Source organism: Salmonella sp. A7 (assembly GCF_020181675.1).
GTDB lineage: Bacteria > Pseudomonadota > Gammaproteobacteria > Enterobacterales > Enterobacteriaceae > Salmonella > Salmonella enterica.
This window is the reverse complement of record NZ_CP084001.1, coordinates 1-26,504: the sequence shown is the minus strand read 5'-3', so window position 1 is coordinate 26,504 and position 26,504 is coordinate 1. Positions and strand designations below refer to the sequence as shown.

Annotated in this window: 20 protein-coding genes; 5 read left to right on the top strand and 15 right to left on the bottom strand. The window is 54.1% G+C overall.

Annotated features, from left to right (window positions below):
• Positions 1-43 precede the first annotated feature (43 nt).
• The 6 genes from ccmB to torC form a co-directional block, all read right to left on the bottom strand.
• Entirely contained in the window at positions 44-703 is a 660-nt protein-coding gene (gene ccmB, locus LCS67_RS00100; RefSeq protein ID WP_000990033.1) for a heme exporter protein CcmB, read from the bottom strand.
• Positions 700-1,317, bottom strand: a complete 618-nt coding sequence (gene ccmA / locus LCS67_RS00095; RefSeq protein ID WP_076167067.1) for a cytochrome c biogenesis heme-transporting ATPase CcmA — start codon at positions 1,315-1,317, stop codon at positions 700-702. Before ccmA ends, ccmB begins: the two co-directional genes overlap by 4 nt.
• Before the next feature lie 5 nt (positions 1,318-1,322).
• On the bottom strand, positions 1,323-2,723 hold the full coding sequence (locus tag LCS67_RS00090) for a cytochrome-c peroxidase (RefSeq protein WP_000724469.1): 1,401 nt from the start codon (positions 2,721-2,723) through the stop codon (positions 1,323-1,325).
• A 189-nt stretch (positions 2,724-2,912) separates the two neighbouring features.
• The gene (gene torD / locus LCS67_RS00085; RefSeq protein WP_001041512.1) at positions 2,913-3,545 is read right to left on the bottom strand and encodes a molecular chaperone TorD; all 633 of its coding nucleotides are present in this window, start codon (positions 3,543-3,545) and stop codon (positions 2,913-2,915) included.
• The gene (gene torA / locus LCS67_RS00080) at positions 3,538-6,090 is read right to left on the bottom strand and encodes a trimethylamine-N-oxide reductase TorA (RefSeq protein WP_000790661.1); all 2,553 of its coding nucleotides are present in this window, start codon (positions 6,088-6,090) and stop codon (positions 3,538-3,540) included. Before torA ends, torD begins: the two co-directional genes overlap by 8 nt.
• Positions 6,080-7,264 (bottom strand): pentaheme c-type cytochrome TorC, encoded by a 1,185-nt coding sequence (gene torC, locus LCS67_RS00075; protein WP_001230254.1) that lies wholly within the window; start codon positions 7,262-7,264, stop codon positions 6,080-6,082. The genes torA and torC overlap by 11 nt, the downstream gene beginning before the upstream one ends.
• A 129-nt stretch (positions 7,265-7,393) precedes the next feature.
• Here torC and torR point away from each other — a divergent pair, with 129 nt between their 5' ends.
• Positions 7,394-8,086: a two-component system response regulator TorR gene (torR, locus tag LCS67_RS00070; RefSeq protein WP_001562512.1), complete on the top strand. Its 693-nt coding sequence runs from the start codon at positions 7,394-7,396 to the stop codon at positions 8,084-8,086.
• Here the strand turns inward: torR and torT are convergent.
• Positions 8,059-9,099 carry a TMAO reductase system periplasmic protein TorT gene (torT, locus tag LCS67_RS00065; protein ID WP_001202035.1) on the bottom strand — a complete coding sequence of 347 codons (1,041 nt, stop codon included), beginning with the start codon at positions 9,097-9,099 and terminating at the stop codon, positions 8,059-8,061. The genes torR and torT overlap by 28 nt on opposite strands.
• A 79-nt stretch (positions 9,100-9,178) precedes the next feature.
• On the opposite strand from torT, the gene torS reads away from it, so the two are divergent.
• Positions 9,179-11,914, top strand: coding sequence for a TMAO reductase system sensor histidine kinase/response regulator TorS (gene torS / locus LCS67_RS00060; protein WP_031570950.1), 2,736 nt, complete (start codon positions 9,179-9,181; stop codon positions 11,912-11,914).
• 104 nt (positions 11,915-12,018) lie between these two features.
• Here the strand turns inward: torS and LCS67_RS00055 are convergent, their stop codons facing one another.
• The 4 genes from LCS67_RS00055 to yidA all read right to left on the bottom strand — a co-directional run bounded on the left by LCS67_RS00055 (position 12,019) and on the right by yidA (position 16,315).
• Positions 12,019-13,146: a DUF4056 domain-containing protein gene (locus LCS67_RS00055; protein ID WP_015406218.1), complete on the bottom strand. Its 1,128-nt coding sequence runs from the start codon at positions 13,144-13,146 to the stop codon at positions 12,019-12,021.
• Positions 13,143-14,282, bottom strand: coding sequence for a BamA/TamA family outer membrane protein (locus LCS67_RS00050; protein ID WP_100521912.1), 1,140 nt, complete (start codon positions 14,280-14,282; stop codon positions 13,143-13,145). The genes LCS67_RS00055 and LCS67_RS00050 overlap by 4 nt, the downstream gene beginning before the upstream one ends.
• The gene (locus LCS67_RS00045; RefSeq protein WP_000747394.1) at positions 14,279-15,301 is read right to left on the bottom strand and encodes a hypothetical protein; all 1,023 of its coding nucleotides are present in this window, start codon (positions 15,299-15,301) and stop codon (positions 14,279-14,281) included. Before LCS67_RS00045 ends, LCS67_RS00050 begins: the two co-directional genes overlap by 4 nt.
• 201 nt (positions 15,302-15,502) lie before the next feature.
• A complete protein-coding gene (gene yidA / locus LCS67_RS00040; RefSeq protein ID WP_000985571.1) occupies positions 15,503-16,315 on the bottom strand; it encodes a sugar-phosphatase in 813 nt (270 codons plus the stop codon).
• 304 nt (positions 16,316-16,619) lie between these two features.
• On the opposite strand from yidA, the gene LCS67_RS00035 reads away from it, so the two are divergent.
• From LCS67_RS00035 to LCS67_RS00025, 3 genes are all read left to right on the top strand, one after another.
• Positions 16,620-17,882 carry an MFS transporter gene (locus LCS67_RS00035; protein ID WP_000061262.1) on the top strand — a complete coding sequence of 421 codons (1,263 nt, stop codon included), beginning with the start codon at positions 16,620-16,622 and terminating at the stop codon, positions 17,880-17,882.
• 13 nt (positions 17,883-17,895) lie between these two features.
• Positions 17,896-19,089 carry a mandelate racemase/muconate lactonizing enzyme family protein gene (locus LCS67_RS00030; protein ID WP_000975837.1) on the top strand — a complete coding sequence of 398 codons (1,194 nt, stop codon included), beginning with the start codon at positions 17,896-17,898 and terminating at the stop codon, positions 19,087-19,089.
• 114 nt (positions 19,090-19,203) lie between these two features.
• A complete protein-coding gene (locus tag LCS67_RS00025; protein ID WP_001054587.1) occupies positions 19,204-20,100 on the top strand; it encodes a LysR family transcriptional regulator in 897 nt (298 codons plus the stop codon).
• Between the two features lie 18 nt (positions 20,101-20,118).
• Here LCS67_RS00025 and gyrB read toward each other — a convergent pair whose 3' ends face one another.
• The 4 genes from gyrB to dnaA form a co-directional block, all read right to left on the bottom strand.
• A complete protein-coding gene (gyrB, locus tag LCS67_RS00020; RefSeq protein WP_000072047.1) occupies positions 20,119-22,533 on the bottom strand; it encodes a DNA topoisomerase (ATP-hydrolyzing) subunit B in 2,415 nt (804 codons plus the stop codon).
• 28 nt (positions 22,534-22,561) lie between these two features.
• The gene (gene recF, locus LCS67_RS00015; protein ID WP_000059372.1) at positions 22,562-23,635 is read right to left on the bottom strand and encodes a DNA replication/repair protein RecF; all 1,074 of its coding nucleotides are present in this window, start codon (positions 23,633-23,635) and stop codon (positions 22,562-22,564) included.
• 197 nt (positions 23,636-23,832) lie between these two features.
• Positions 23,833-24,933, bottom strand: coding sequence for a DNA polymerase III subunit beta (dnaN, locus tag LCS67_RS00010; protein ID WP_000673474.1), 1,101 nt, complete (start codon positions 24,931-24,933; stop codon positions 23,833-23,835).
• 4 nt (positions 24,934-24,937) lie between these two features.
• Entirely contained in the window at positions 24,938-26,338 is a 1,401-nt protein-coding gene (gene dnaA / locus LCS67_RS00005; RefSeq protein ID WP_000059093.1) for a chromosomal replication initiator protein DnaA, read from the bottom strand.
• Positions 26,339-26,504: the final 166 nt, after the last annotated feature.

The following is a 26,504-nucleotide window of genomic DNA, read 5'->3' as shown; positions in this document are numbered from 1 at the left end:
CCTGACCTCCTGAAACCAGTAAAATGTCCGTCGCGCCGGGGCGCTACTGCACGCTGAGGCGCAGCGCCGCTGCGGTGGCGAACGGGCTTAACGTTGCGCTGCCCGCCAGCAGCGCCCCCAGCACCGCCAGATAGCCGTCAGCGGGTAAATGCATCGATGCCGCGTCCATCGCCGCAGCGGCGAAAATCAGCACCGGGACACTCAGCGGCAGCACCAGAATGCCCAGCAGGACACCGCCGCGCCGCAGGCCGGCCGTCAGCCCGACGCCCGGCGCGGCGAGAAACCCCAGCGCCGGCGTGCCGAGCAGCAGCGTCAGCGCCATGATTTTCCAGCCGTACACGTCCATCCCCAGCAGCAGCGCCACCAGCGGGGAGAGCATAATCAGCGGCAGGCCGGTCACCGCCCAGTGGGCCAGCACCTTCGCCAGCACCACCGCCGGCAGCGGCACCGGCAGCAGCATCAGCTGCTCCAGGCTGCCGTCCTGCAGGTCGTCGCGAAACAGCCGCTCCAGCGCCAGCAGCGAGGCCAGCAGCGCCGCCACCTGGATGATGCCCGGCGCGATACGCGCCAGCAGCTGCGGCTGCGGCCCGACGCTTAACGGAAACAGGGTGATGACCATCAGGAAGAACCACAGCGGGCCGGCGATGTCCGCGCCGTGGCGGAACGCCACGCGCAGCTCGAGACAGAAGACACGCCACATCACAGCCCTGCCTCCCCGCCGGTCAGCGCCAGGCGGCGGACGGTGTCCGCGGCCCCCGGCAGCGGCTGGTGGGTGGTGAGAATGACCATCCCGCCCTGCGCCGTGTGCGCCGCCATCCGCCGGGTGAGGCGCGCCACGCCGTTAACGTCAATGGCGGTGAACGGCTCGTCGAGTACCCACAGCGCGGCGCGGGTCAGCCACAGGCGGGCCAGCGCCACCCGGCGCTGCTGCCCGGCCGAGAGCCGGGCGACCGGCACGTCCTCAAATCCCGCCAGCCCGGCCTGCGCCAGCGCCTCCGGGAGGCGCGCGCCGTCGCCGGGGTGGAAGAAGTGCAGGTTCTCCCGCGCCGTCAGGCGGGATTTAATCCCCGGCTGGTGCCCTATCCACAGCAGGCCGGAATGGAAGCTGTCGCGCACGCGGCGCAGGGGTTCGCCCTGCCAGTACACCTCCCCGCCGTCCGGGCGCGCCAGCCCGGTCAGCAGGCGCAGCAGGGTGGTTTTTCCCGCGCCGTTGCCGCCGGTGACCTGCACCCACTCCCCGGCGTCCACGGTGAACGACAGCCCGCTGAACAGCGTCCTCTCGTCCCGCTCGCAGTACAGATCTCTGGCTTCAAGCATCATTGTCATTGCGCATATTCAGGTTGATATGGCGTATAAACACCGGTCAGGCTTTCCAGGAAGGCGACGATATCGTCAATATCGTTTTGCGGCAGATCGGTGCCAACCTGGTAACGCAGCATCAGTTTTACCGCGCCATCCAGCGTCGGTACGTCGCCCCGATGGAAATAAGGCGCTGTTAACGCGACGTTGCGTAAGCCTGGGACTTTTTGCCGTAATTTATCGCGAACCTCTTTGGTGACGTTCATACGACCAATATCCGCTGCGGTAATTTCACCAAAATTAAAGTCTCGCTTTAATCCCAATGGTTCAAAAGAGCGCCCGCCTAAAATGATACCGCCGTGACAGGTTGCACATTTATTCTCTTTAAATAATTGATAACCGTGTTTCTGTTGCGCGGTCAGCGCATTTTCATCTCCACGTAGCCATTTATCAAAGGCGGAATCCGGCGTTATCAACGTTTTTTCGAATTCGGCGATCGCATCAGTAATATTTTCCCCGGTAAATCCTTGCGGATAAACCGCCTGGAAATCTTTTTTCAGGACAGGATCTTTATCAAGCTTGCTAATAATTTCATCCCAGGATTTAGAAGCCATTTCAATAGGATTTAACGGCGGTCCGCCTGCTTGCTCCTGCAGGGTTGCAGCACGACCATCCCAAAATTGTTCGATATTAAATACGGAGTTGAATACCGTCGGCGCATTTATTGGTCCTACCGCACCGCCAACGCCAATTGAGGTTTTTCTGCCATCGACACCGCCCGCATTTAACGCGTGACAATGCGCACAGGATATTGTGCTGTCGCCGGATAAACGTTCATCATGATAAAGACGGAAACCTAAGTCGACTTTTTTCGCATCGACGGGAATATTGCGCGGAATAGGCTGAACGGGTTCATTCCGGTGCGCGGCGTCGGTATCGGCGCTGGCATAGTTGCGCTCACGCTGATCGGCTATCCAGTTCAGGATGTCAGTACGCTCTTTATCGCTGACGCCCCCCGCCCAGTGCAGCGCGACATAGCGGGTTGGCGGCATAGTCTGATGTTGCATAACCCATTCAATTTTATTCAGTTCGCTTTGCGGCACCGGCGTATCCGCAATCAGGGCGGCCCGTACCGCCTCCAGGTTAAACGATTTGTAGCCGAGCTGGATATCGTAATCCATTAGCTGCTTTGCCACCGGAAAAGAGGAATAAAAAGGTAATTCAGCGGAAGGCGTATGACAATAATCACATCCTTTCTCCCTGAAATAACCCAGTATTTTATTATTTTCACCCACAACCGAGGCCTGCACATCGCTTTTTTTACTGCGCTGTTTGTCGTAATACCATACATACCCGGACAAACCTAAATAACATAACAGCCCAACGGTGATAACCGTTGTCGCATAGAGGGTAATTTTTTTCATATCACTATCCTTATGGGGTATTGCGGCATGATTAATTAAATTTTATTTTTTTACTCATGAGGCCCGTCAATACTAAATACAAACCCATCATGGATATTGATTGGTATCAATAATTACAATTGGCTAAACCTATAGATATGATAACCCCCGACTATCGTAAGATTTATTTTGCGATGCCCGTCACAGGGTTTATTCAGCCGCAACAATGGATAAATCCTCTTTTCCGTCATCAAAACGAACGATAGCCAACAATAATTGACTTAACGCAGCATAAAAACCATAGGAATCATGCTTAAAGCAATTATTTGTAAATTCCGGAAGCCATTCCAGTAATGACGACAATGTTTTCTGGCGTAATTTATTCATTCTCCGTTGTTGGAACGATTCACCCAATGAAAAATGTAAATGGCTGAGTAATTCCAGATAAATCGCCAGGTGGTCGGTCGGCTCTTTAAAATCGTCGTTGACCTCCATCCCGGCTTCAAGCAATAAATGTTTAATCATGCCGGGTTCCTGCTGCGGGTATTGCGAGGCGTAGGGCAAGGCCGATTTTTTATCCGTCATCAGGAACAATCCGCAAAAATCTGCGGCCAGCTCCAGCTGCGCATCCTGGCGTAGGCTAAGCGCGGCAATTTTTTGTTCGAGTAACGCCACCGACGCCGCCAGCGCAGGCTGACGCTTTAACAGCGCCAGCCAGTCCGCGATTTCCGCGGACTGTAATTGTATTAACCCTTCATCATCCACTTCCCGGAAAAAGAGTAACGCCAGCCATGCATATACGCAGGCGTACTGTTCCTGAGCAAGCGCTGGCTGCTTATTCATGCGGATTCCCCTGCGATGCGGGTACATATTCACACTGCGCGACCATCTCGACCGGACCGTTAAACGCCGTGACGTTATCAATAGGGCCGGTATATTTTTCAATTTCCACCAGCGTCGTATGCGCGCTGGTCGCCTGCGCGAGCTGTGATGTACCGATATCCAGCGTTAATACGTTAGGGTTGCCGTACTTACACAACGCATTGATGTCGCCGCCTTTATCAGGATCGTACCAGGCGCCTTCATGAATTCGCGCCACGCCCGGCGCATAGCGATCGGAAACTACCGCCCCCGCCAGTACCTGCCCGCGTGCATTGAATACCCGCACGATGTCACCGTTGCGGATCCCGCGCGCGCTGGCATCCTGTGGGTTAATAAAGACCGGCTCCTTGCCGCCAACGGCATATTGCTGACGCAGCGCTTCCGACTCGCACAGTTGGGAATGCAGACGGAAATCAGGGTGGACGGATTGTAAGTGCAGCGGCCAGCGCTGCGATCCCGGCCCGCCATGCGAGCGTTCGATTTTTTCGAACCACATGGGATGGCCCTGACAATCGTCGTATTGCATGTCGGCGATCGTTTTGGAGTAAATCTCGATCAAACCGCTTGGCGTGCCCAACGGCTCCAGGTCCGGATCTTCACGGAAAGCCTGATGGCGCACAAACATCTGCGGATGATCAAACTCGATGTACTCCTGTTGATTCCAGAACACCTCGAAAGTCGGTAAGTGGATACCGCGACCTTTTCCCTGCTGGCTCCCTTCCTGCCAGATGCGTTTCAGCCAGCCCATTTCATCAAGACCTTCCGTGAATGCCGCTTCACGGTTAAAGCGTCGGCAGAGATCGCGGAAAATATCAAAGTCGTTACGCGCTTCAAACTGCGGCGACACCACCTGTTTCATGGCGATAATGCCGCGGTTAGAGTGGTTGCCGAACTGATCGAGGTCGTTACGCTCAAATTGGGTGGTAGCCGGCAAAACGATATCCGCAAAGCGGCAGGTCGACGTCCACTGGTTATCAATAGCGATGACCGTTTCCAGCTTGCGCCAGCCTTCAATTATGCGGTTAATTTGTTGGTGTCGGTGGAACGGGTTGGTCCCGGCGAACACGCACATCTTCAGCGGCGGTAATTTAACCGATTTGCCGTTCCAGTTAATGACCTTGCCCGGTTCAAGAATGGCATCCATAAAACGCGCAATAGGAATGGTGCTGCTGTAGCCTTTGTAATCCGTGCTGTCGTGTACTGGCGGAACGGTCGTCGAACCGGAAAAGCCGCTTAAAATGATCCCTTTACGACCAGGCGTCCCGGCGCCGTTGTAGTGCCAGCCAAAACCAAAGCCGCCGCCCGGTAAACCAATCTGTCCCAGCATTGCCGCCAGCACGACGACCATCCATGACCACTGTTCGCCATGCTGCATACGTTGTACGCACCAGCCAGCGATGATTTGCGTTCTGTCGCCCGCCATCTGCCGCGCCAACGCGCGGATGGTGTCGGCGTCAATACCGCACAGTTTTTCCGCCCAGGCGGCATCTTTGGGCTGTCCATCTTTTTCACCCAGCAAATAGGGTAGGAACTGGTCAAAACCGACGCAGTAGTTATCGAGGAAATTTTTATCGTACAGTTTCTCGCTGTACAGGGTATGCGCCAGCGCCAGTTGTAACGGGACATCCGTCTGCGGGTTAATGGCGATATGTTTGACCTTATCGCGCCCCAGATAATCGTGCGTGGAGGTGACGACCGGGTCGATGCTGATGACCGAGATAGCGCCGCTGGCAACTTTTTCTTTTAATTGTTCATAGTACTGATAGACATCGTGATCCGGGCACCACCAGTTTGCCTGCTGGTTTTTCACCATATCAGAACCCCATAGCACAATCGTTTTACTGTTCTGTAAAACCAGAGGCCATGACGTTTGCTGCTCGTACACTTCCATTGAACCCACCACGCGCGGCAGAATCACCTGCGCCGCGCCGGTCGAATAGTCCCCTCCCGTGCTAACGCTATTGCCATGTAGCGCAATCGCGCGCGCCAGCATCCCGGAGGCGTTATGGAACATGCCAGTAGATTGCCAGCCGCTCGCCGTCAGTAGCGCGCTCGGCCCGTAGGTTTTTTGCACCCGCTCCAGTTCCTGATAGAACAGATCCAGCGCTTCATCCCAGGAGACGCGCACAAAACGATTATCGCCGCGCTGCGAGGTGTCGCTTTGATGACCTTTGCGCATCCAGTCGACGCGCACCATCGGATAGCGAATACGCGCCGCGTTGTGGACGTGATCGGGCAGACCGGCGATCATTTTGGACGGGTATTTATCCTGTTCAAACGGTTTTGCCGCCACAAATCGACCGTCAACCACCGTGGCGCGAATCGCCCCCCAGTGAGAGCCGGTAAGGATACCCTCTTTCGTCGCGGCGCCTGGCGCAGCGGCATCCGCCGCGCGGGCGCTACGGGGCGTCAGTAGTGACGGCCCCAGCATTCCTGCCACCGTCAAGCCGCCAAGCTGCGCCAGAAAACGTCGACGAGAGACGTGTAACGAGTCCTTATTTTTCATTGTGTTCTCCCTTATCGCTGTGCGGCGTGTTGGTGGTATCAGACGCATTCATCTGGAGATATTTCAACAAGGTACGTTCTTCACGCTTATCCAGACTGGTGAAACCGATCATGCCGTTGAGCGTGCCGATCCAGCCGTTAGCGTCAAAGTGCGCTTTGTCCGGCGCGCCGTGACACTGATTACAGGTGCCGTTATAGAGGGAGTCGGCATAGGCCCAAATCGGTTTAATGTCATTTACCATGTCGCCTTTTTGCATCCACGCGGTTGCCTGTAATTTGCTCCACTGAGTATTGGTCGCCGCGACGGTGGTCTCTTCCAGCGTTTTCACATGCTGTTGCACATCGCCACGAATCGAGGCGACAAAAATACGTTTACCGGGCAACTGCGTCAGCACGCGCTGGCGACCGTCCGTCTCCGTCCAGCCTTCGATTTGTACTTGCAGCCAGTCACCGTCCCGTTTAAGGACTTTCACTTCAGAAGCAGGTAACAGCGAACCTGCCGGTTCTTTATCGCCTTTAGCGGCGTAAATCGGCTTGATATCCAGCGAATAGAGCGTATCGCCGTCATTATGCGTACTGGCGCTGGCGCGCAGTTCATCAAACTGTTTGCGGAAACCGCTGCTCATATCCGGTAGCTGGTGGGCAATCCCTTTATGGCAGTCGATGCAGGACTGATTTTCTTTCGCGGCGATTTTCATTTGCCGCGCCGCTTCCGGGTTCTGTTTCGCGTGATCCATCGCATCGTAGTTATGGCAGGAACGACAGGTCGCGGAGTTATTCTCTTTCATGCGCGCCCATTCACGCTCGGCAAGCTCGGCGCGTTTGGCTTCAAATTTTTCCGGGGTATCAATCGAGTGGGCGATAAATGTCTGGTAAAGATCGTTGCTGGCTTCCAGCTTACGTTTCACCATGCCTGGAATATCAGGGGGGATATGGCAATCGTGGCATTCCGCGCGTACGCCGGAAGCGTTCTGGAAATGTACGGACTGTTTATATTCCTGATACACCGGCTGCATACTATGGCAGCTGACGCAAAACTCTGTCGTACTGGTCAGTTTGATACCGACGTGAGGTAACACGATCAGCGCAACGCCGATCACAATCCCGACAATGACCAGCGCCAGTATCGACCAACGGGCGCTTGGCCTGAGTAGCGCTCTCCAGAGTTTTCGCATAATAGCCCCTGTAATTATATGGTTTAATGCGCAGATCTTATTCCGCAAATATGAACAGCGTCACTGGTCAGGATGAACGGGATACGGCAATATATGAACAGATATGAACAGAAAGAGACCGCGCGCAGGATGTCACATCACATTGTTATTGTTGAGGATGAACCTGTTACTCAGGCCAGATTACAGGCCTATTTTGAGCAGGAGGGGTATCGCGTTTCGGTGACCGACAGCGGCGCGGGCCTGCGCGACATCATGGAGCATGAGCACGTTTCGCTGATCCTGCTGGATATCAACCTCCCCGATGAAAACGGGTTGATGCTGACCAGGGCGCTACGAGAACGCTCCACGGTGGGCATTATTCTGGTGACGGGGCGTTGCGACCAAATCGACCGCATCGTCGGACTGGAGATGGGCGCGGACGACTACGTCACCAAGCCGCTGGAACTGCGCGAGCTGGTAGTACGGGTGAAAAATCTTTTGTGGCGCATCGATCTGGCCCGCCCCACGCCGCAAAATGCCAGTGAAAACTGCTATATGTTTTCCGGTTACTGCCTGAACGTGATGAATCACACGCTGGAGCACAATGGTGAAGCCATTAAGCTTACGCGCGCGGAGTACGAGCTACTGCTAGCCTTTGTGACCAACCCAGGCAAAGTGCTGCATCGTGAACGCCTGCTGCGAATGCTTTCCGCCCGCCGCGTAGAGACTCCGGATCTCCGCACGATTGATGTCCTGGTTCGCCGCTTACGCCATAAAATTACGCCGGAACTGTTGGTCACACAGCATGGCGAAGGCTACTTTTTAGCCTCGGAGGTGTATTGATACAGATAGACGGGCCGAAATCCCGGAGGCGATAGCGAACGACGAACGCGCGCGCTGTCAGCGTTGTTATGCGTCAAAATAAGCACCGGCGGGCTGATATTTTCAGGTACCGGTTGCCCCTGTAAGACCTTAATCGACTGCGTTATCGCTAATTCTCCCTGCCAGGCCATCTGATCGCTGAGCGCCATCAGGATATGGCCGCGTTTTAAACCGCGATAAACCTGATGCGTCAGATAAAATGAGACGATCGTGAGCGGAGTCGTCAAATTTCGCCCTTCGCCCATCGCCGCCTCCGCCGCTATCGCCGACCCGGCGACCACATTGGCGTCCGGATGACGCTCCAGCATTTCCTGGAGTAAGTTTCGCTGCACTTCAATGTCGTTATCGCCCCAGGCGATATCCACAATGTTGATGGCGCTGCCTTTAATTGCCTGACGAAAACCCGCCACCATCTCCTGACTGCCGCCGGCTTCTTCCGGCCCCGGGAAGAGTAAAACGTTAAGCGCTTTTCCTTTGTTCCACTGCACCAGAAAACGTCCCGGCAGATACCCCATCTGAAACCACGGCAGACCAACGCGGGTTGCGACACTGGCATCGTGAATCATGTTCACCAGTTCAATAACCGGCACATTACCGGCAAACCGTTCCAGCTCCGGGAAACGATCGGTACTGCTGCCAAGCAGAATAGCGTCGGCACCCCACTCCCGGCACTGCATCATTTGCTGTTGTTGCGTCGCCAGTTGCCGATAGCCATTCGCTTCCAGCACTTTTAAATCAACGCCATACAATTTGGCCGCTTTTTGCATCCCGTAGTTGACGGACAACCAGTAAGAATCTTTCAGGCTGGGGTATAATGCGCACAGTTTCCAGGGTTTACTCGCATTGACTGACGTTTGCCGCCAGGGAATCGCCCGATCGGCGCGCGTCCAGTGTAGCAGTCCGGTTTCGGCTGACGCCGTTTCTACATTCGAGACGATGATTATCAAAAAAAAGAACGAAATAAGCGCGCGCATGATAGCCCCACCAGCAACAAGGTTTTATCCTAATGGTTTTTCCGGCGGCAACTCAACCCATTTCACCCGCGGCGCATAAATGTCAACGCCTTCACTGACCCGCAGATTATGGCTGGCCTTCGCCCTGATGGCGGCACTCACCCTGCTCAGCACCGTGATCGGCTGGATAAGCCTGCGCGTCATTAGTCAGGTGGAGCAAACCAATACGCAAGCGTTGCTCCCCACGATGAATATGGCCAGGCAGTTAAGCGAAGCCAGCGCTTACGAGCTCTTTTCCGCGCAAAATCTGACCAATGCCGACAGTGAGGGCGTTTGGCTGGCGCAGGGGAAGATGCTGAAAGCGCAAAGCCTTAAAATTAACCATCTTTTGCAGGCATTAAGCGAGCAGGGATTTAATACCTCGGCCATCGCCCGGCAAGAAAAAGAGATTGCGCAAACGCTTGGGCAACAGGGAACACTGGTCGGTGAAATTCTCACGCTGCGCGCACAGCAACAGCAGTTAAGCCACCAGATTGCGGAGGCGGCGGAAAGCATTGCCGCCCAGGCTCACGGTCAGGCCAATAATGCAGCGACATCTGCGGGCGCCACCCAGGCCGGTATTTACGATCTTATCGAAAGCGGTAAAGGGGATCAGGCTGAACGCGCGCTTGACCGACTGATTGATATCGACCTTGAGTATGTGAATCAGATGAATGAGTTGCGGGTCAATGCCCTGCGGTTTAAGCAGCTCATTGTGACCTTAAAAGACGCGCAAGGGCTGAGCGATGCCGAGGACACCGATGAAAAACTTAATCAGTTGGTTAAAATTTTATCCCGCCGCCAGCAGCGTATAGAAGATCCTACCGTTCGCGCCCAAATCGCCGACGCGCTGGAGAAAATAAACCAGTACACCACACTGGTTACCCTGTTTCGTAAGGAAAATGCCATCCGCGACCAGCTTCAAACGCTTATGGCCAATAACCTCTTTCAGTTTACCCGCTTCAGTACGGAAGTGTCGCAGTTGGTGAACGCCATCGAAAAACGAAACGAGGCTGGGTTAGCGCGCCTTACACACGCCAGTCAGCGTGGGCAAATAGGGTTAGTGATCTTAGGTATCCTGGCGCTGTGCTCATTAAGTTTTATCCTTTGGCGAGTGGTTTACCGTTCCGTATCCCGCCCGCTGGCGCAACAAACGCAGGCCTTACAGCGGCTACTGGAGGGCGATATTGACTCACCGTTTCCGGAGGCGGCTGGCGTCAGCGAACTGGATACCATCAGCCGTCTGATGGAAGCGTTTCGCGCCAACGTGCGCAAATTAAACCGCCATCGTGAGGATTTGGCGGAACAGGTGCGATCGCAAACGGCGGAGCTTCATGCGCTGGTGCTGGAACACCGGCAGGCGCGCGCCGAAGCGGAAAAGGCCAACGAGGCGAAATCGACGTTCCTTGCCGCCATGAGCCATGAAATTCGCACGCCGCTTTACGGCATTCTCGGTACGGTACAATTGCTGGCCGATAAACCGCTCATGGCAAACTACCGCGACGACTTACAGGCCATTAATGATTCAGGCGAATCGCTACTGGCGATTCTTAACGATATTCTGGATTACTCGGCGATTGAAGTAGGCGGCACCAACGTTTCTATTAGCGAGGAACCGTTTGAACCGCGACAATTGTTGAATAGCGCGCTGCATTTAATGCACAGCCGCGTGCAGGTAGCGCTCATCGCCGACTTTAGCGAGCAACTCCCCTCCACGCTACAAGGCGATCCGCGCCGGATACGTCAAATTGTGATTAATCTTTTAAGTAATGCGGCGAAATTTACCGATCGCGGCAGCATAGTGCTGCGCACGTTTTGCGACGATCAGAGCTGGTTTATTGAGGTTGAAGATACCGGATGCGGTATCCCTGAAGCAAAGCTGACGGCTATTTTCAAACCGTTTGTGCAGGCGACAGGACGCCGGGGCGGGACGGGCCTGGGGCTGGCTATCAGCGCCAGCCTGGCAGAGGCGATGGGCGGGACGCTAACCGTCACCAGTACGCTTCATGTTGGCAGTTGTTTTCGCTTACAACTGCCGGTTCGCCACCCCAGACCCGCAAGCAAAAATGCGTTCAGGGAACCGATAAATCTTAACGGACTACGCCTGTTGCTGATTGAAGATAATATGCTGACGCAGCGTATTACCGCTGAAATGCTCACGGGTAAAGGGGTGAAGGTCTCAGTAGCTGAAAGTGCGAATGACGCGCTACGCCGTTTAGCCGAAGGCGAGCCCTTTGATGTGGCGCTGGTGGATTTTGATTTACCGGATTATGACGGCTTAACCCTGGCGCAGCAGTTGATGAGTCAGTATCCCGCCATGAAACGCATTGGTTTTAGCGCGCATGTGATAGACGATAATCTTCGTCAGCGTACCGCCGGTCTTTTTTGCGGGATTATTCAAAAGCCCGTTCCCCGCGAGGAGCTTTACCGCATGATAGCGCACTATTTACAGGGCAAATCTCACAACGCGCGGGCGATGCTGAATGAACATCAGCTTGCCGGCGATATGGCGTCTGTCGGCCCGGAAAAACTCCGGCAATGGATCGCGTTATTCAAAGACAGCGCGCTGCCTTTAGTCGAGGAGATCGAGGCGGCGCGCGCCATGAATGACGACGTTAACATTAAGCGGCTGGCGCATAAATTAAAAAGCGGCTGCGCCAGCCTGGGGATGACGCAGGCAACCGAAGCCTGTCGGGAGCTGGAATTACAACCGCTTAGCGATATAGATATTAAAACTATCGTGACGCAGGGAGTGACGGCGCTCGACGCATGGATAGCCGGTCATCCTTCGCCATAATAGCTTCCGGCTCGCCAAACGACGCGTTTCACATCGCCAGTGATCAGGACATAAAACAGTACGCCGAGGGTATAAGAGGGAAATAGCCTACGGCTACTGCCTGTTTAATGATTCTGTGTTTTTTCGTCCTGTAGCCGTGCCTGCTCCGCCAGGGCGGCAAAATCTTTTTCGCTGTAATAGTGCGCGGGAGGCGGTAGCTGCGCCATATCCTCGCTGGGCCACAATTGTAGTTGCGCCAGCGTGCTAAGCTGGATACCGCGCCAGCGATGGGGCAAGCTCAGCGGCAATAGCGGCATTATCTCGCCAGGAATGGCGGTCGGCAGGCGGTCATCGCCCATCTGATAATTACGATGCAGCACCAGATATTTTTCCGGTACCCGCCGCTGGCTGTTCCACCAACGGCCATCAAGCATATCAAACTGGAAACGGGTGATCTGCGCCGGCTGCGCTGCCAGCTGCGTCAGCGCTTGCCGCAGCGCGGTTTCCATCGCCGTGTTGTACATCTCTTGCGTTTTCGTCTGGCCGCCGACAATTAAAGACGCTGCCAGACGGGCTCCCGCGAGGTTAGAATAGAGATCTTCCGGCGAAAAAGCCGATACTCCCTCAGAAAATCCGCGAACAGACTCGAAACCGTACCATTGGGCGATTTCGTGCCACTCCGCCACCTGGAACGCCAGATGCGCCGACAGCCAGGCGGCCAGCGTGTAACGCTCGCGTGCATCGACCGGAGGGGTAAAAGCAGTAAAAACCAGACGCCGTTCGGCCAGCTCCTCGCCCAGATTCAGCGTAAAAGCCTGCCCCAGCTTTGGTAGTAGTTGGCTGAAGATATACACTGTCATATCAGCGGTATCCCGCACATGTGCGGTGTCGATGAATCCGCCACGCAAGGTATACACAATACCGTTATTCTCACCGCTAAGGCCAATCAGGTTTGCCACGCCCGAGTACAGATGGTCGTTGTACTGATGATGCCCCAGCGAGTCCACCGTCACGACGTTATTTAACTGATAGAACGGAACCGGCAGTCCCAGCAGCTCGGCATGCAGGTCGTAACCAAAAGCACAACACGGCCGCAACCCCTTTGGCAGCGGCTGCGGCGGCATCGTCGGCCAGGCTTCACTGGCAGCAGGCGTTGGGTGAGTGGACAGATAGAGCGTCAGTGGTAAGGCGGCGCGGGCGCTCCCCGCCAGAAACAGCAGCGCCAGAAAGATAACCCGAACGACGGACCTCAAAATGCTTCTCCTACCTGAAAATAAAAACCGCTGCTAGCTTTGCCCACGCCGTAATCCAGCCGCACGTTGACGCGCGGCTTGAACTCAAAGCGATAGCCCACGCCCGCAGAAGGCAGCCATCGCCCGTCATCCAGATGGTGCAAAGACGATCCCATGGTGCCCTCGCCCACCCAACCGACAACGCCATGCCGCCAGCTCAGCTTATGGCGATATTCCAGCTGACCGCTGATAGCATTTTTATCGCGATAGCGCCCTTCATAATAGCCGCGCATACGATGGTTACTGCCCAGCAGCGGCAGCATATTCCACGGCACGTCGCCCTGGGTAAAGGCGCCGTCAGCTTCCCAGGCCAGCACGTCTTTATCATTGACGGCATGGTAACGACTATAGTGCAGTTGGTATTCATCAAACCGCGTATCGCTACCGACGTCCGGTGCGAAGTGGGTATAGCGAAGGGTGGCATACTGCCCTTTGCGTGGGTTAGGTATAAAATCACGATCATCCCAGCTAATCTCAACGCTACCGCCGTTACTCAGTGAAGAACAGCCCTGCGCTGTTCTTTGAATTTTGGGCGGATCGGTCTCATCAATTTGCGCGGCGTGCTGTACATCCAGCGTCCAGCCAACGCCAAGATAGATATTGTTAACAAGCCGACGATACAGCATGGGTTGCAGATCCAGCACCTGCGCAGTATAGGCCTGCTTATGGCTGTCTTTATCACCAGCGGCAAAACCCTGTCCCCAATAGTAAGTGGGCGTGTCGCTCAATGCGCCAGTGAGGAAGAAACGCCAGCGATCTTGCGCGAAAAAAGCGTAATTTTGCAGGCTTACGCCAAAAGCGCCTGTGGAGCTGAAATAGCTGCTCAGCGACAGCGTGGATACCTGGCTAACCTTATCGGCAGGATCGGGGCGATACATACCGACGATAGCGGTGCCGATGCCCAGCCCCAGTTCAGGGGTATAAAATGGCCCGGGCATTACTCCCCAGTTGACGCCTTTGGCGGCATCGTAAGTATCGCTATCCCCCATTTGTTGTAGCCAGCCGTCCACCTGACTGCGGCTGGGCAGCGACGCCTGCGCCACGCCGGACAGCACACCGGCGACGCAAAGCAACTGTCGGTAATGGCAGCGATTCAAAAGCGGTACTCACCGGCCACAAAGAAGCTATTGCGCTCGGCAAAGCCAAACTCGGTGGTAACGTTGAAATGGCGGGTTATTTCATACTGAGCGCCCAGCAGCATGTTCCACGGTGATTGTAGATGCTGTTTGACGTCAAAGCGGCCGTTATTGTTATAGTTAGCCATACTCACCAGCCTTTGTAGCGTCGCTGACGGCATGGTCAGGTCGTCGAGGCTGCCTTTAAACTCCTGCTGCACATCCTGATACATGCTGCCGACCCAGACGTTTAGCTTGCCCGACGGCAGATGCATCTTATCTATACCCGGGGTGGTAAAACGGTAACCAACGCGAGGTGAGACGGTAAAGGCGTCGATGCTGCCATCAAGAATATCGAACTGTGTCTGGGTGTAGTTAGCATCAACAGCGGTAAACCAGTTACCTATGCCGCCGACCAGCGTGGTGCCGATGCCATAGGTAGTGCCTTTAAAGTCGAGTTTAAATTTGAGGTTTTGCAGATCGGCGGGATGAAAAACGTGGCCATTTTTCGTCATCAACCCAACACCAATTTGCGAAACGGAATGACCATCGGTATAGCCCACCAGGCCGTACACATTCATAAATGGCAGCAGCCAGGCATCCAGCTTGACCGTTTCGGTCTTGCTCTTTTCACGGGTATGACCGACGTTAATTTTAAATGCGTTATCTAATGGAATTCCCCCGTTGGGACCTAAAGCCAGGCCATTAAAGTTGATGCTATCAACGTTAATATTCTGCCCAATATTCATGTAGTTAATATTGAGGCCAAATGGCTCGGGAAGCTCATAGCCACGCTTTCGGGCTTCATCACCCAGAAAAGGCAACACTGATGTACTGGCAGGCTTTGCCACCGGCGTTGTCGCGACTGGCGGTGTGGCAGCAGATGGGACGTCATCCTGATAGCTATAAACAAGCGACAGGTTCGCCGGGGGGCTGGTAGCCGCCCAGGTAGAAAAAGCCATAGCGGGCAGCGCCAACAGCAAAAGGGAGCGTTTTTTCATAATGATGAAGCGTTTATTCTGGCGAGAAGCGCCGCCGGATCGAAAGGAGGAGGGAGAATATAGTAATCGTCGCCTGGTGGGCGGGATTTCTGTGCGAATTAATCTTTTGAAATAAAAAACTATTTTCTACAACGTCTTTGTTGCAACACATTAGCTTCATGGGTGGAACTATCGGCCCGACGGCGATCGGGCCGGAGTGAATCAGGACAGAACATGTTGTTCAATCGCCCAGGCAACACCATCTTCAAGGTTCGATTTAGTCACAAAGTTAGCCACCTCTTTGACCGACGGAATGGCGTTGTCCATTGCCACGCCCATACCGGCGTATTCGATCATCGCAATGTCGTTTTCCTGATCGCCAATCGCCATCACCTCCTCTGGCTTAATACCCAGCGCCTCGGCCAGTGATTTTACGCCAGTGCCTTTATTAACCCGTTTATCGAGGATTTCAAGGAAGTACGGCGCACTTTTCAGCACGGTGTACTTTTCCTTCACCTCTGCCGGTATACGCGCAATCGCCCGGTCGAGAACGGCAGGCTCATCGATCATCATAACTTTCAGGAACTGGGTGTTCGGGTCCATCTTCTCCGCTTCACAAAATACCAGCGGAATGGTCGCCACATACGACTCATGCACCGTGTAGTAGCTGATATCGCGGTTAGCGGTATAAAGCGTATTTCGGTCTAATGCGTGGAAGTGAGAACCCACCTCACGGGACAGTTTTTCCAGGTAACGGTAGTCATCATAGCTGAGCGCCGTTTGCGCAACCGTACTGCCGTCCCCTGCTTTCTGCACCAGCGCCCCGTTATAGGTGATGCAATAATCACCGGGCTGTTCCATGTGAAGTTCTTTCAGGTAACTGTGCACACCCGCATACGGACGGCCTGTGGTCAGCACCACGTTTACCCCTTTTTCACGCGCAGCGGCAATCGCGTTTTTAACCGCCGGAGAAATGGTGTGATCGGGCAGCAGAAGGGTGCCATCCATGTCGATAGCAATAAGTTTGATAGCCATGAAATCCCCGCATTAAATGAGTCCTGACTCATGCTAACGCGATTCCGCTCAAAAAACAGTAAAGAATCCGAGAGAAAGGGGGATAAGATTCACAAACGGGATTCCCCTTTTCAGGCCGTATTCTCCCTCCTGATGTATTAGATAACCTCATTAATCAAACAGAAAATACCGTTTTTCTAAAAGAATGTGTATTGCTACTTTGGACATCATCACTTAGAGCCTAATGGGATTGGTTCTTAATCAGTAAAAATCAACAAAAACTTATATTTTAAAATAACCTTATCCGATGAGAAGGAGATCGCTAATGTCGATGGCCCTTACCGCCCCCCCAACCAGGAAAAGATTTTTAATCGTTGCCTGTCTGTTTATTGGAATATTTATTGCTTATCTCGATCGCGTTAATGTTTCGGTATTAGCCGCGAATGAACCCTTCTTAGCCTATATGGGTATTGAAGGTATGCCATTGCAAATCGGCATGATGATGACCGTCTTTCTGGCCGCTTATGGTATCGCTAACGTTGTATTATCACCGCTTGGCGATTATCTCGGCCCCAGAAAAGCAATGATGCTTTGTATTCTGATCTGGACTATCGCTTTAATGGTTGGCGGCGTAGCAACATCATTCGCTCTAATTATTATTTGCCGTATATTACTGGGCATCGGAGAGGGATTTTATTATCCACTGCAAAGCGTATTTATTAAAAACTGGTTCCCGAAGCAGGAGCGCGGCAGAGCAAACGCGGCGTGGATCGTCGGCCAGTCGGTGGCACCCGCCATTGCGATGCCTTTTTTCACCTGGTGGATAGGCACCCACGGCTGGCGTTCCAACTTCTTTTTATGCGCCGCTCTCGGGTTAATCCCACTCTGGCTACTCTGGCGATATGTTGCTGATAAACCAGAACAACATAAAAGTATCAGCGAACAGGAACTGGCTTATATCAAAGCCGGACAGGAAACGGAAAGCGCAGGCAACAGCGAAAGTTTTATGTTGCGGGTCAAACCGGTGATCACCAACTATTGCTACTGGTTGCTGGTGCTGTGGTACCTGTGCCTGCAATGCCTGTACTGGGGGATGATTACCTGGCTGCCGACCTATCTTAAATCAGCCAGAGGATTTAGCTGGGCGGAAATGGGCTGGCTGGCGTCGCTTCCCTTTGTCCTGTCAATATTTTCTAAAGCCGCTGCGGGGATCTTCGTCGATAAAATAGGACGCAGCGCCCCCATATTAATGGTATTAATGTTTTTCGCTGGCGTCAGTATCTATTTCGGTACCATAACCGAACATAAATATATGTCAGCGGTACTCCTCTCCTTTGCTGTTGCTTTCTGTACGATGGGTACGCCCGTTGCCTGGACGTTATTACAGGGAATGATACCCGGAAAATCTATTTCCGCCGCCAGCGGCGTAATGAACGGCGTCGCCAATGGACTCTCTTCATTATCTCCCGTATTTATCGGCTTATTTATTTCTATCACTGGAACTTATACCGGCGGCTTACTATGCCTGGTTTTTATCAGCGCTATCGCCGTGGTATCGGCATTAATCTTAACGATTAAAAAATATTAATTACGAGGAGTAAATGATGAAAATTACCAGCGTTGATATTATTGATGTGGCGAACGATTTTGCGTCCGCCACCAGCAAATGGCGTCCGGTGGTGGTAAAAATTAATACCGACGAAGGCATTTCCGGTTTTGGCGAAGTCGGGCTGGCTTACGGCGTCGGCGCCTCTGCGGGCATCGGCATGGCAAAAGATTTAGCCGCCATTATCATCGGCATGGACCCGATGAATAACGAAGCTATCTGGGAAAAGATGCTCAAAAAAACCTTCTGGGGGCAGGGCGGCGGCGGCATCTTTTCCGCTGCGATGAGCGGTATTGATATCGCGCTGTGGGATATCAAAGGTAAAGCGTGGGGCGTACCGCTGTATAAGATGCTCGGTGGTAAAAGCCGCGAGAAAATCAGAACCTATGCCAGCCAGCTACAGTTTGGCTGGGGGGACGGCAGCGATAAAGATATGCTGACCGAGCCGGAACAGTATGCGCAGGCGGCACTGACCGCCGTCAGCGAAGGCTATGACGCGATAAAAGTGGATACCGTCGCAATGGATCGCCACGGCAACTGGAACCAGCAAAACCTCAACGGGCCGCTCACCGACAAAATCCTGCGCCTGGGCTACGACCGTATGGCCGCCATTCGTGATGCGGTCGGCCCGGACGTGGATATCATCGCCGAAATGCACGCCTTTACGGATACTACATCCGCAATTCAGTTTGGTCGCATGATAGAAGAACTGGGTATTTTCTACTACGAAGAACCAGTCATGCCATTAAACCCCGGACAAATGAAACAAGTGGCTGATAAAGTTAATATTCCACTGGCGGCTGGCGAACGCATTTACTGGCGCTGGGGATACCGTCCTTTCCTGGAAAACGGCAGCCTGAGCGTGATTCAGCCCGATATCTGCACCTGCGGCGGCATCACCGAAGTGAAGAAAATCTGCGATATGGCGCACGTTTACGACAAAACGGTGCAAATCCACGTTTGCGGCGGGCCGATTTCCACGGCGGTGGCGCTGCATATGGAAACCGCAATCCCTAACTTCGTCATCCACGAACTGCACCGGTATGCGCTGCTGGAACCGAATACACAGACCTGTAAATACAACTATCTACCCAAGAACGGCATGTACGAAGTCCCGGAGCTTCCTGGTATCGGCCAGGAGCTGACCGAGGAAACCATGAAAAAATCACCAACCATCACCGTAAAATAAGCCAACTGTCTGCCTGCGCCGCAGGCAGACCCCCTGTATTTGCGAGTCGTATCAACACGACCTTATCCAGCCTGAGATAAAATCCTCTCTGTAAAGGGGTAACACAGGTGGCAAATGAATTTAACTATCCGGCAATTTCGCGCGTTTCTGGCCGTCGCGGATTTGCGTAGTTTTACCGCCGCCAGCAAATATCTGTGCATCACGCAGGGCGCCGTTAGCGGTTTAATCAACGAAATGGAAAGCCAGATGGAGGTTTCCCTTTTCGACCGCACTTCGCGCGTGGTGAAGCTGTCGCCCGACGGCGAAAAGTTTTTACCCGCCGCCATGCGGGTTGTTGAAGAGTTTCAACGGGCCGAAAATTATGCCCGCGACCTGAAAGAGATCAAAAAATCCCTGGTGCGGGTTGTTGGCGCACCATTAATAGCCTGTGCCTTTTTGCCGAAAATTATCCATGCCTTTAAGCGGCAGCACCCGCATACCCATGTACAGCTTATTGATAAGCCCATGTCGCAATTACAAAAAAGCATTATGCTGGGAGAAGCGGATTTCGGTATCGGCCCTGAGCGACCGCTGGAACCGGAAATCGATAAACAAACGCTGTTCACAACGGAAATCGCCCTGTACTGCCATCCGGACTATCGGCTGCATAAAAAAGCGGTACGCTGGGAAGAGATTCAGAGTGAAGAGCTGATTGCCGTCGGCAACGAATCCATTCCGATGATCTCCGCGACCGCTGGCGTGCGCATTAAGCCCAAAATGACGGTGGAGCATATGGCGACCGCCATGTCGCTGGCGGCGCAGTGTGAAGGCGTGGTGATCGCCGGAACCTTTTCCCGCCATTACGCCAAAAGCTACCAATTAGCGACCTGTTCGCTCACGCCTCCGCTGCGGCGCAATATGAACCTTTATTTCCATGCGTGGCGCGCACAAACGCCCGCCACGCAGCGCTTTAGAGATTTTTTATTTAGCTATGTCGATGAACATCATGATGCCCCGGCCAACCAGCGGTAGGCCGGGGATTAAGGCAGGTTAAATATCGATATTCGCTGCTTTCAGGGCGTTCTCTTCGATAAAGGCACGACGCGGCTCAACGGCGTCGCCCATCAGCGTGGTGAACAACTGATCGGCAGCAATCGCATCTTTAACGGTCACACGCAGCATACGGCGGCTTTCCGGGTCCATGGTGGTTTCCCACAGCTGATCCGGGTTCATTTCACCCAGACCTTTATAACGCTGGATAGCCAGACCGCGACGTGATTCTTTCACCAGCCACTCCAGCGCCTGCTCGAAGCTGGTTACCGGCTGGCGACGCTCGCCGCGTTCGATGAACGCGTCCTCTTCAATCAGACCGCGCAGCTTCTCGCCCAGCGTGCAGATACGACGATATTCCGCGCCGGTCACAAACTCGTGATCCAACGGATAGTCGGTATCCACGCCATGCGTACGCACGCGAACGATCGGCTCGAACAGATTCTGTTCCGTATTAGTATGAACATCGAACTTCCACTGGCTGCCGTGCTGCTCTTTCTCGTTCAGCTCGGTAATCAGCGCATTCACCCAGCGCGTTACAGTCTGCTCATCAGAAAGATCGGCTTCGGTCAGAGTTGGCTGATACACCAGCTCTTTGAGCAGCGCTTTCGGGAAGCGACGCTCCATACGACCAATCATTTTCTGCGTGGCGTTATATTCAGAGACCAGTTTTTCTAACGCTTCGCCGGATAGCGCCGGCGCATGGGCGTTCGCGTGCAGAGTCGCACCGTCAAGCGCGATGGAAATCTGGTACTGATCCATCGCTTCATCGTCTTTAATGTACTGTTCCTGCTTGCCTTTCTTCACTTTGTACAGCGGCGGCTGGGCAATGTAAACGTGGCCGCGTTCAACGATTTCCGGCATCTGACGATAGAAGAAGGTCAACAGCAGCGTACGGATGTGCGAGCCGTCGACGTCCGCATCGGTCATGATGATGATGCTGTGGTAACGCAGTTTGTCCGGGTTGTACTCGTCGCGACCGATACCGCAGCCCAGTGCGGTGATCAGAGTCGCCACTTCCTGAGAGGAGAGCATCTTGTCGAAGCGCGCTTTCTCGACGTTGAGGATTTTACCCTTCAGCGGCAGAATCGCTTGGTTCTTGCGGTTACGCCCCTGCTTCGCAGAGCCGCCCGCGGAGTCCCCTTCCACCAGGTACAGTTCGGACAGCGCCGGGTCGCGTTCCTGGCAGTCAGCCAGTTTGCCCGGCAGGCCCGCTAAGTCCAGCGCGCCTTTACGACGGGTCATTTCACGGGCGCGACGCGCCGCTTCACGCGCACGCGCGGCGTCGATAATTTTGCCGACGACAATTTTCGCGTCAGATGGGTTTTCCAGCAGGTATTCGCTCAGCAGTTCGTTCATCTGCTGTTCTACCGCCGATTTCACCTCGGAAGAGACCAGCTTATCTTTGGTCTGCGAGGAGAATTTCGGGTCCGGCACCTTCACGGAAACCACCGCAATCAGACCTTCACGGGCATCGTCGCCGGTGGCGCTGACTTTGGCTTTTTTGCTGTAGCCTTCTTTGTCCATGTAGGCGTTCAGCGTGCGGGTCATCGCCGCACGGAAGCCTGCCAGGTGAGTACCGCCGTCGCGCTGCGGAATGTTGTTGGTAAAGCAGTAGATGTTTTCCTGGAAACCATCGTTCCACTGCAGCGCTACTTCCACGCCGATACCGTCTTTTTCGGTGGAGAAGTAGAAGATATTCGGGTGGATCGGCGTTTTATTCTTGTTGAGATATTCAACAAACGCCTTGATGCCGCCTTCGTAGTGGAAATGATCTTCTTTGCCATCGCGCTTGTCGCGCAGGCGGATGGAGACGCCTGAGTTCAGGAATGACAGTTCACGCAGGCGTTTCGCCAGGATCTCATATTCAAATTCAGTGACGTTGGTGAAGGTTTCGTGGCTCGGCCAGAAACGTACCATCGTACCGGTTTTATCGGTATCGCCAGTGACGGCCAGGGGTGCCTGCGGCACGCCGTGCTCGTAGATCTGACGGTGAATTTTGCCATCTCGCTGGATAACCAGTTCCAGTTTTTGCGACAGAGCGTTGACTACCGAGACGCCCACGCCGTGCAGACCACCGGAGACTTTATAGGAGTTATCGTCAAATTTACCGCCCGCGTGCAGAACGGTCATGATCACTTCCGCCGCCGAGACGCCTTCTTCCGGGTGAATCCCGGTCGGAATGCCACGGCCATCATCCGTTACGGACACGGAGTTATCGGCGTGAATAGTCACGACGATATCTTTACAGTGACCTGCGAGCGCTTCGTCGATAGCGTTATCTACCACCTCGAATACCATGTGGTGCAGACCGGTGCCGTCATCCGTGTCGCCGATATACATACCCGGGCGCTTACGCACCGCATCCAGCCCTTTCAGGACTTTGATACTGGAGGAGTCATAAGAATTCGACATCAACGTTTCTCGCTCATTTAATCTTGGGTTAATCCGTTATTTTACCCTTTTCCACGGTAAACATCTTCGAATTTTCATCCGACATGTCTATAACGTGTTCAGCGCTAATTGCGCTGACAAAGACCTGCGATTGCGTGGCTTTTAAGCGGCTGGCCAGCAGTCCGCGACGCGCATCGTCAAGTTCAGAGGCAAAATCATCTATCAGGTACAGGCAGCGCCGCCCGCTTTCGCGGGTGAGGAACTCGCCCTGCGCCAGACGTAAGGCGCACATCAATAACTTTAGCTGCCCGCGCGACAGGGTATCTTCCACCGGCGCGCCGTCAGCGCGAATGCGAAAGTCCGCTTTATGCGGCCCGTGCGCGGTGTAGGTCAACATACGGTCACGCTCAAAGCTTCGCTCCAGCACGTCCGCATAGTCTGTCTCTTTCTCCCAGCCGCGCTGGAAAGAGAACGTCAGGGAAAATTCAGGTAAAAACTGCTGACAGGTATCCGCCATGTCCTGTGCGATAGCGATGCTGTACTCCGCCCGCCAGGTACTAATTTGTTCCGCCAACGGGATCAGCTCTTTATCCCACGGGCGCAATTGCTCATAACGACTCACCTGGCGCAGCGCAGCATTACGCTGTTTCAGCAATCGTTTCAGGTTACTCCAGGCGGTGAAGAATCCGGCTTCGTTGTGAAAGCATCCCCAGTCAAGGAACGCTCTTCTGTATTTGGGGCCGCCGTTGAGTAAAGTAAACCCCTCCGGCGTAATCAACTGCATCGGCATTAAATGCGCCAGCTCCGCGATCTTGTGACCGTCGGTACCGTCGATACGGACTTTGCTGTCGCCCTGCTTATCTTTGGTTAAGCCAATCGACGTCTCACGCTCTTCGCCCTGTAATCGCCCGTGGAGAACAAACGCTTCCTGCTCATGACGAATCACGCGGCCAGGCTGCAAACTGCGAAACGCCCGACCGTGGCCAAGCGTATAGATAGCTTCCAGCACGCTGGTTTTGCCGCTACCGTTGGCGCCAACCAGGAAGTTAAAGCCGGGGGATAAAGCGAGATCCGCATTTTCTATGTTGCGGAAGTCTTTGATTAGCAGTCTGGATAGCGACATATCAACTCATAACCAGGGCGTTATCGGCGCAGTTAGTCTGGTTACGGCCAGCGCACAGCAACCGGAGCGTACTGGAGTACGTGAGGATTGCTCGCTGCGCTCGCCCTTCGGGCCGTCCATAAGACGTCCAAAATACTTCGTATTTTGTGCGAGCACTGCCCGGAGCCAGAATAACAAGTAAGATAGCCCGATATTCTTTACAAGCGCATTGGCATAACAACATAGGCAGCCGACTGTGACGCCGCATCCTCAATCTGTACGCTGGATACGGAATCCGTCAGCATAATGCGCACGGTTTCGCACTTCAGCGCATTGAGCACGTCCAGCACGTAACTGACGTTAAAGCCGATTTCCATCTCCGTCCCGCCGTAGCTCACGTCCAGAATCTCTTCCGCTTCTTCCTGTTCCGGGTTATTGGCGGTGATTTTGAGCTGATTCTCACTGACATACAGACGCACGCCGCGGAATTTCTCATTCGAGAGGATTGCCGCGCGGGCAAACGCCTGCTTGAGGATATCGCAGCCCGCTTCCAGATGTTTATCCGGATTCTTCGGCAGAACGCGACGGTAATCCGGGAAACGACCATCCACCAGCTTCGAGGTAAAGATAAAGTCGCCGACGTGCGCGCGGATATTATTACTGCCGATCTGCACGCGCAGCGGGTTTTCGCCGCCGTCGAGCATACGCATCAGTTCAATCACGCCTTTACGCGGCACAATCACCGAGTGGCTGGGTAAAGACGCCTCCAGCGGCATTGAGCACACCGCCAGACGGTGGCCGTCGGTCGCAACAGTGCGCAGTTCGCTGCCTTCCGTTTCAAACAGCATACCGTTTAAGTAGTAGCGCACATCCTGATGGGCCATCGAAAACTGGGTCGCTTCAATCAGGCGCTTCATCGTGGCCTGCGGCAGCGTAAATTCAACTTCGCTTTGCCAGTCGTCAAGATTCGGGAAATCGGCGGCAGGCAGCGTAGACAGCGAGAAGCGGCTACGGCCAGAACGCACCAGCATCCGATCACCTTCCAACTGAACGGCAATCTCCGCGCCCTCCGGCAGGCCGCGGCAGATATCAAAGAATTTCCGCGCCGGCACGGTAGTAGCACCCGGCTCATGCGGCTGAGAAAGCGTAACGCGCGCGACCATCTCCATTTCAAGATCGGTGCCGGTCAGAGAAAGCGTACCGTCCGCTACCTGGAGGAGCAGGTTACCGAGAATCGGCAGCGTAGGACGACCGCCCAGCGGGCCGCTGACCTGCTGAAGCGGTTTTAATAAATGTTCACGTTCAACGGTAAATTTCATAGGATCACGACGACAATGTTCTGATTAAATTCGAAAAATCTTCTTTGATATCGTGGCTTTCTTCACGCAGTTGCTCAATTTTACGACAGGCATGAAGTACGGTAGTGTGGTCGCGCCCGCCAAACGCATCGCCGATTTCCGGCAGACTGTGGTTGGTGAGCTCTTTTGCCAGCGCCATAGCCATCTGGCGCGGACGTGCTACCGAGCGAGATCGACGCTTAGAAAGCAGATCCGCAATTTTGATTTTGTAATACTCCGCCACCGTCTTCTGAATATTGTCGATGGTGACCAGTTTTTCCTGCAACGCCAGTAAATCGCGCAGCGCTTCGCGCACAAAGTCGATAGTAATCGCCCGGCCGGTAAAGTTGGCATTGGCGATCACCCGGTTCAGCGCGCCTTCCAGCTCACGCACGTTAGAGCGTAGACGCTTGGCGATAAAGAACGCGACCTCGCCTGGCAGACGAATATCATTTTCGTCCGCTTTTTTCATCAGGATCGCCACGCGGGTTTCCAGTTCTGGCGGTTCGATCGCCACTGTTAGCCCCCAACCAAAGCGGGACTTGAGACGATCCTCAACGCCGTTGATCTCTTTCGGATAGCGATCCGACGTCAAAATGATCTGCTGATTGCCTTCCAGCAGAGCGTTAAAGGTATGGAAAAACTCTTCCTGGGATCGTTCTTTATTGGCGAAGAATTGAATATCGTCGATCAGCAATGCGTCAACGGAGCGGTAGTAGCGTTTAAACTCTTCGATGGCGTTATTTTGCAGGGCTTTTACCATGTCCTGCACAAAGCGCTCGGAGTGCATATACACGACTTTCGCGTTGGGTTTGCGCGCCATAATGCCGTTACCCACCGCGTGCAGCAGGTGAGTTTTACCCAGACCGGTGCCGCCATAGAGGAATAACGGGTTATAAGCGCCGCCAGGATTATCCGCCACCTGACGTGCCGCCGCGCGCGCCAGTTGGTTGGATTTACCTTCGACGAAGTTATCAAATGTATGCTTAACATTGACGTTGGAGCGGTAGGTCGGCTCCGCCGGCGCTGGTACGTTATCCCAGCCCGAACGGGCCGCAGGCGCTACGCGCTGCGGCTGCGCTGTCGTTGTCTGCGCAGGCGCGACAACGTTATGCACAGGCGTTTTTAGCGTTTGCGTAACGGGCTTTGTTCCCACTTCAAAACGCAGTTGTGGGGCATCCGCGCCGCAGAATGTGTTGAGTAATCCATTGATATTGTTGAGGTACTTATCTCTTACCCAATCGAGCACAAAACGGTTTGGCGCATACAAAGCCAGCGTGTTATCGCTCAGTTCCGCCTGCAACGGGCGTATCCACATACTGAATTCTGTGGCTGGTAACTCATCCTGCAATCGGGCAAGACACTGCTGCCAAAGCGAAAGTGACACGGCGGACTCCACTCGAACAAAAGTCGATAAATGACAAAGGCTGATACATTAATGATTGTTGGCGCACGTCGATAAGACCCTGCATGAAGGGTGACGCACGAACCGCTGTCTGCGGTTTTCACGGATCTTTCAAACGATCGCGACTTCACGCAGTCTGAAAGATTTC

Coding starts and splice junctions, on each gene's coding strand:
- ccmA (WP_076167067.1), bottom strand. CDS start 1,317: ATGCTTGAAGCCAGAGATCTGTACTGCGAGCGGGACGAGAGGACGCTG.
- LCS67_RS00090 (WP_000724469.1), bottom strand. CDS start 2,723: ATGAAAAAAATTACCCTCTATGCGACAACGGTTATCACCGTTGGGCTG.
- torD (WP_001041512.1), bottom strand. CDS start 3,545: ATGAATAAGCAGCCAGCGCTTGCTCAGGAACAGTACGCCTGCGTATAT.
- torA (WP_000790661.1), bottom strand. CDS start 6,090: ATGAAAAATAAGGACTCGTTACACGTCTCTCGTCGACGTTTTCTGGCG.
- torC (WP_001230254.1), bottom strand. CDS start 7,264: ATGCGAAAACTCTGGAGAGCGCTACTCAGGCCAAGCGCCCGTTGGTCG.
- torR (WP_001562512.1), top strand. CDS start 7,394: ATGTCACATCACATTGTTATTGTTGAGGATGAACCTGTTACTCAGGCC.
- torT (WP_001202035.1), bottom strand. CDS start 9,099: ATGCGCGCGCTTATTTCGTTCTTTTTTTTGATAATCATCGTCTCGAAT.
- torS (WP_031570950.1), top strand. CDS start 9,179: ATGTCAACGCCTTCACTGACCCGCAGATTATGGCTGGCCTTCGCCCTG.
- LCS67_RS00045 (WP_000747394.1), bottom strand. CDS start 15,301: ATGAAAAAACGCTCCCTTTTGCTGTTGGCGCTGCCCGCTATGGCTTTT.
- yidA (WP_000985571.1), bottom strand. CDS start 16,315: ATGGCTATCAAACTTATTGCTATCGACATGGATGGCACCCTTCTGCTG.
- LCS67_RS00035 (WP_000061262.1), top strand. CDS start 16,620: ATGTCGATGGCCCTTACCGCCCCCCCAACCAGGAAAAGATTTTTAATC.
- LCS67_RS00030 (WP_000975837.1), top strand. CDS start 17,896: ATGATGAAAATTACCAGCGTTGATATTATTGATGTGGCGAACGATTTT.
- LCS67_RS00025 (WP_001054587.1), top strand. CDS start 19,204: ATGAATTTAACTATCCGGCAATTTCGCGCGTTTCTGGCCGTCGCGGAT.
- gyrB (WP_000072047.1), bottom strand. CDS start 22,533: ATGTCGAATTCTTATGACTCCTCCAGTATCAAAGTCCTGAAAGGGCTG.
- recF (WP_000059372.1), bottom strand. CDS start 23,635: ATGTCGCTATCCAGACTGCTAATCAAAGACTTCCGCAACATAGAAAAT.
- dnaN (WP_000673474.1), bottom strand. CDS start 24,933: ATGAAATTTACCGTTGAACGTGAACATTTATTAAAACCGCTTCAGCAG.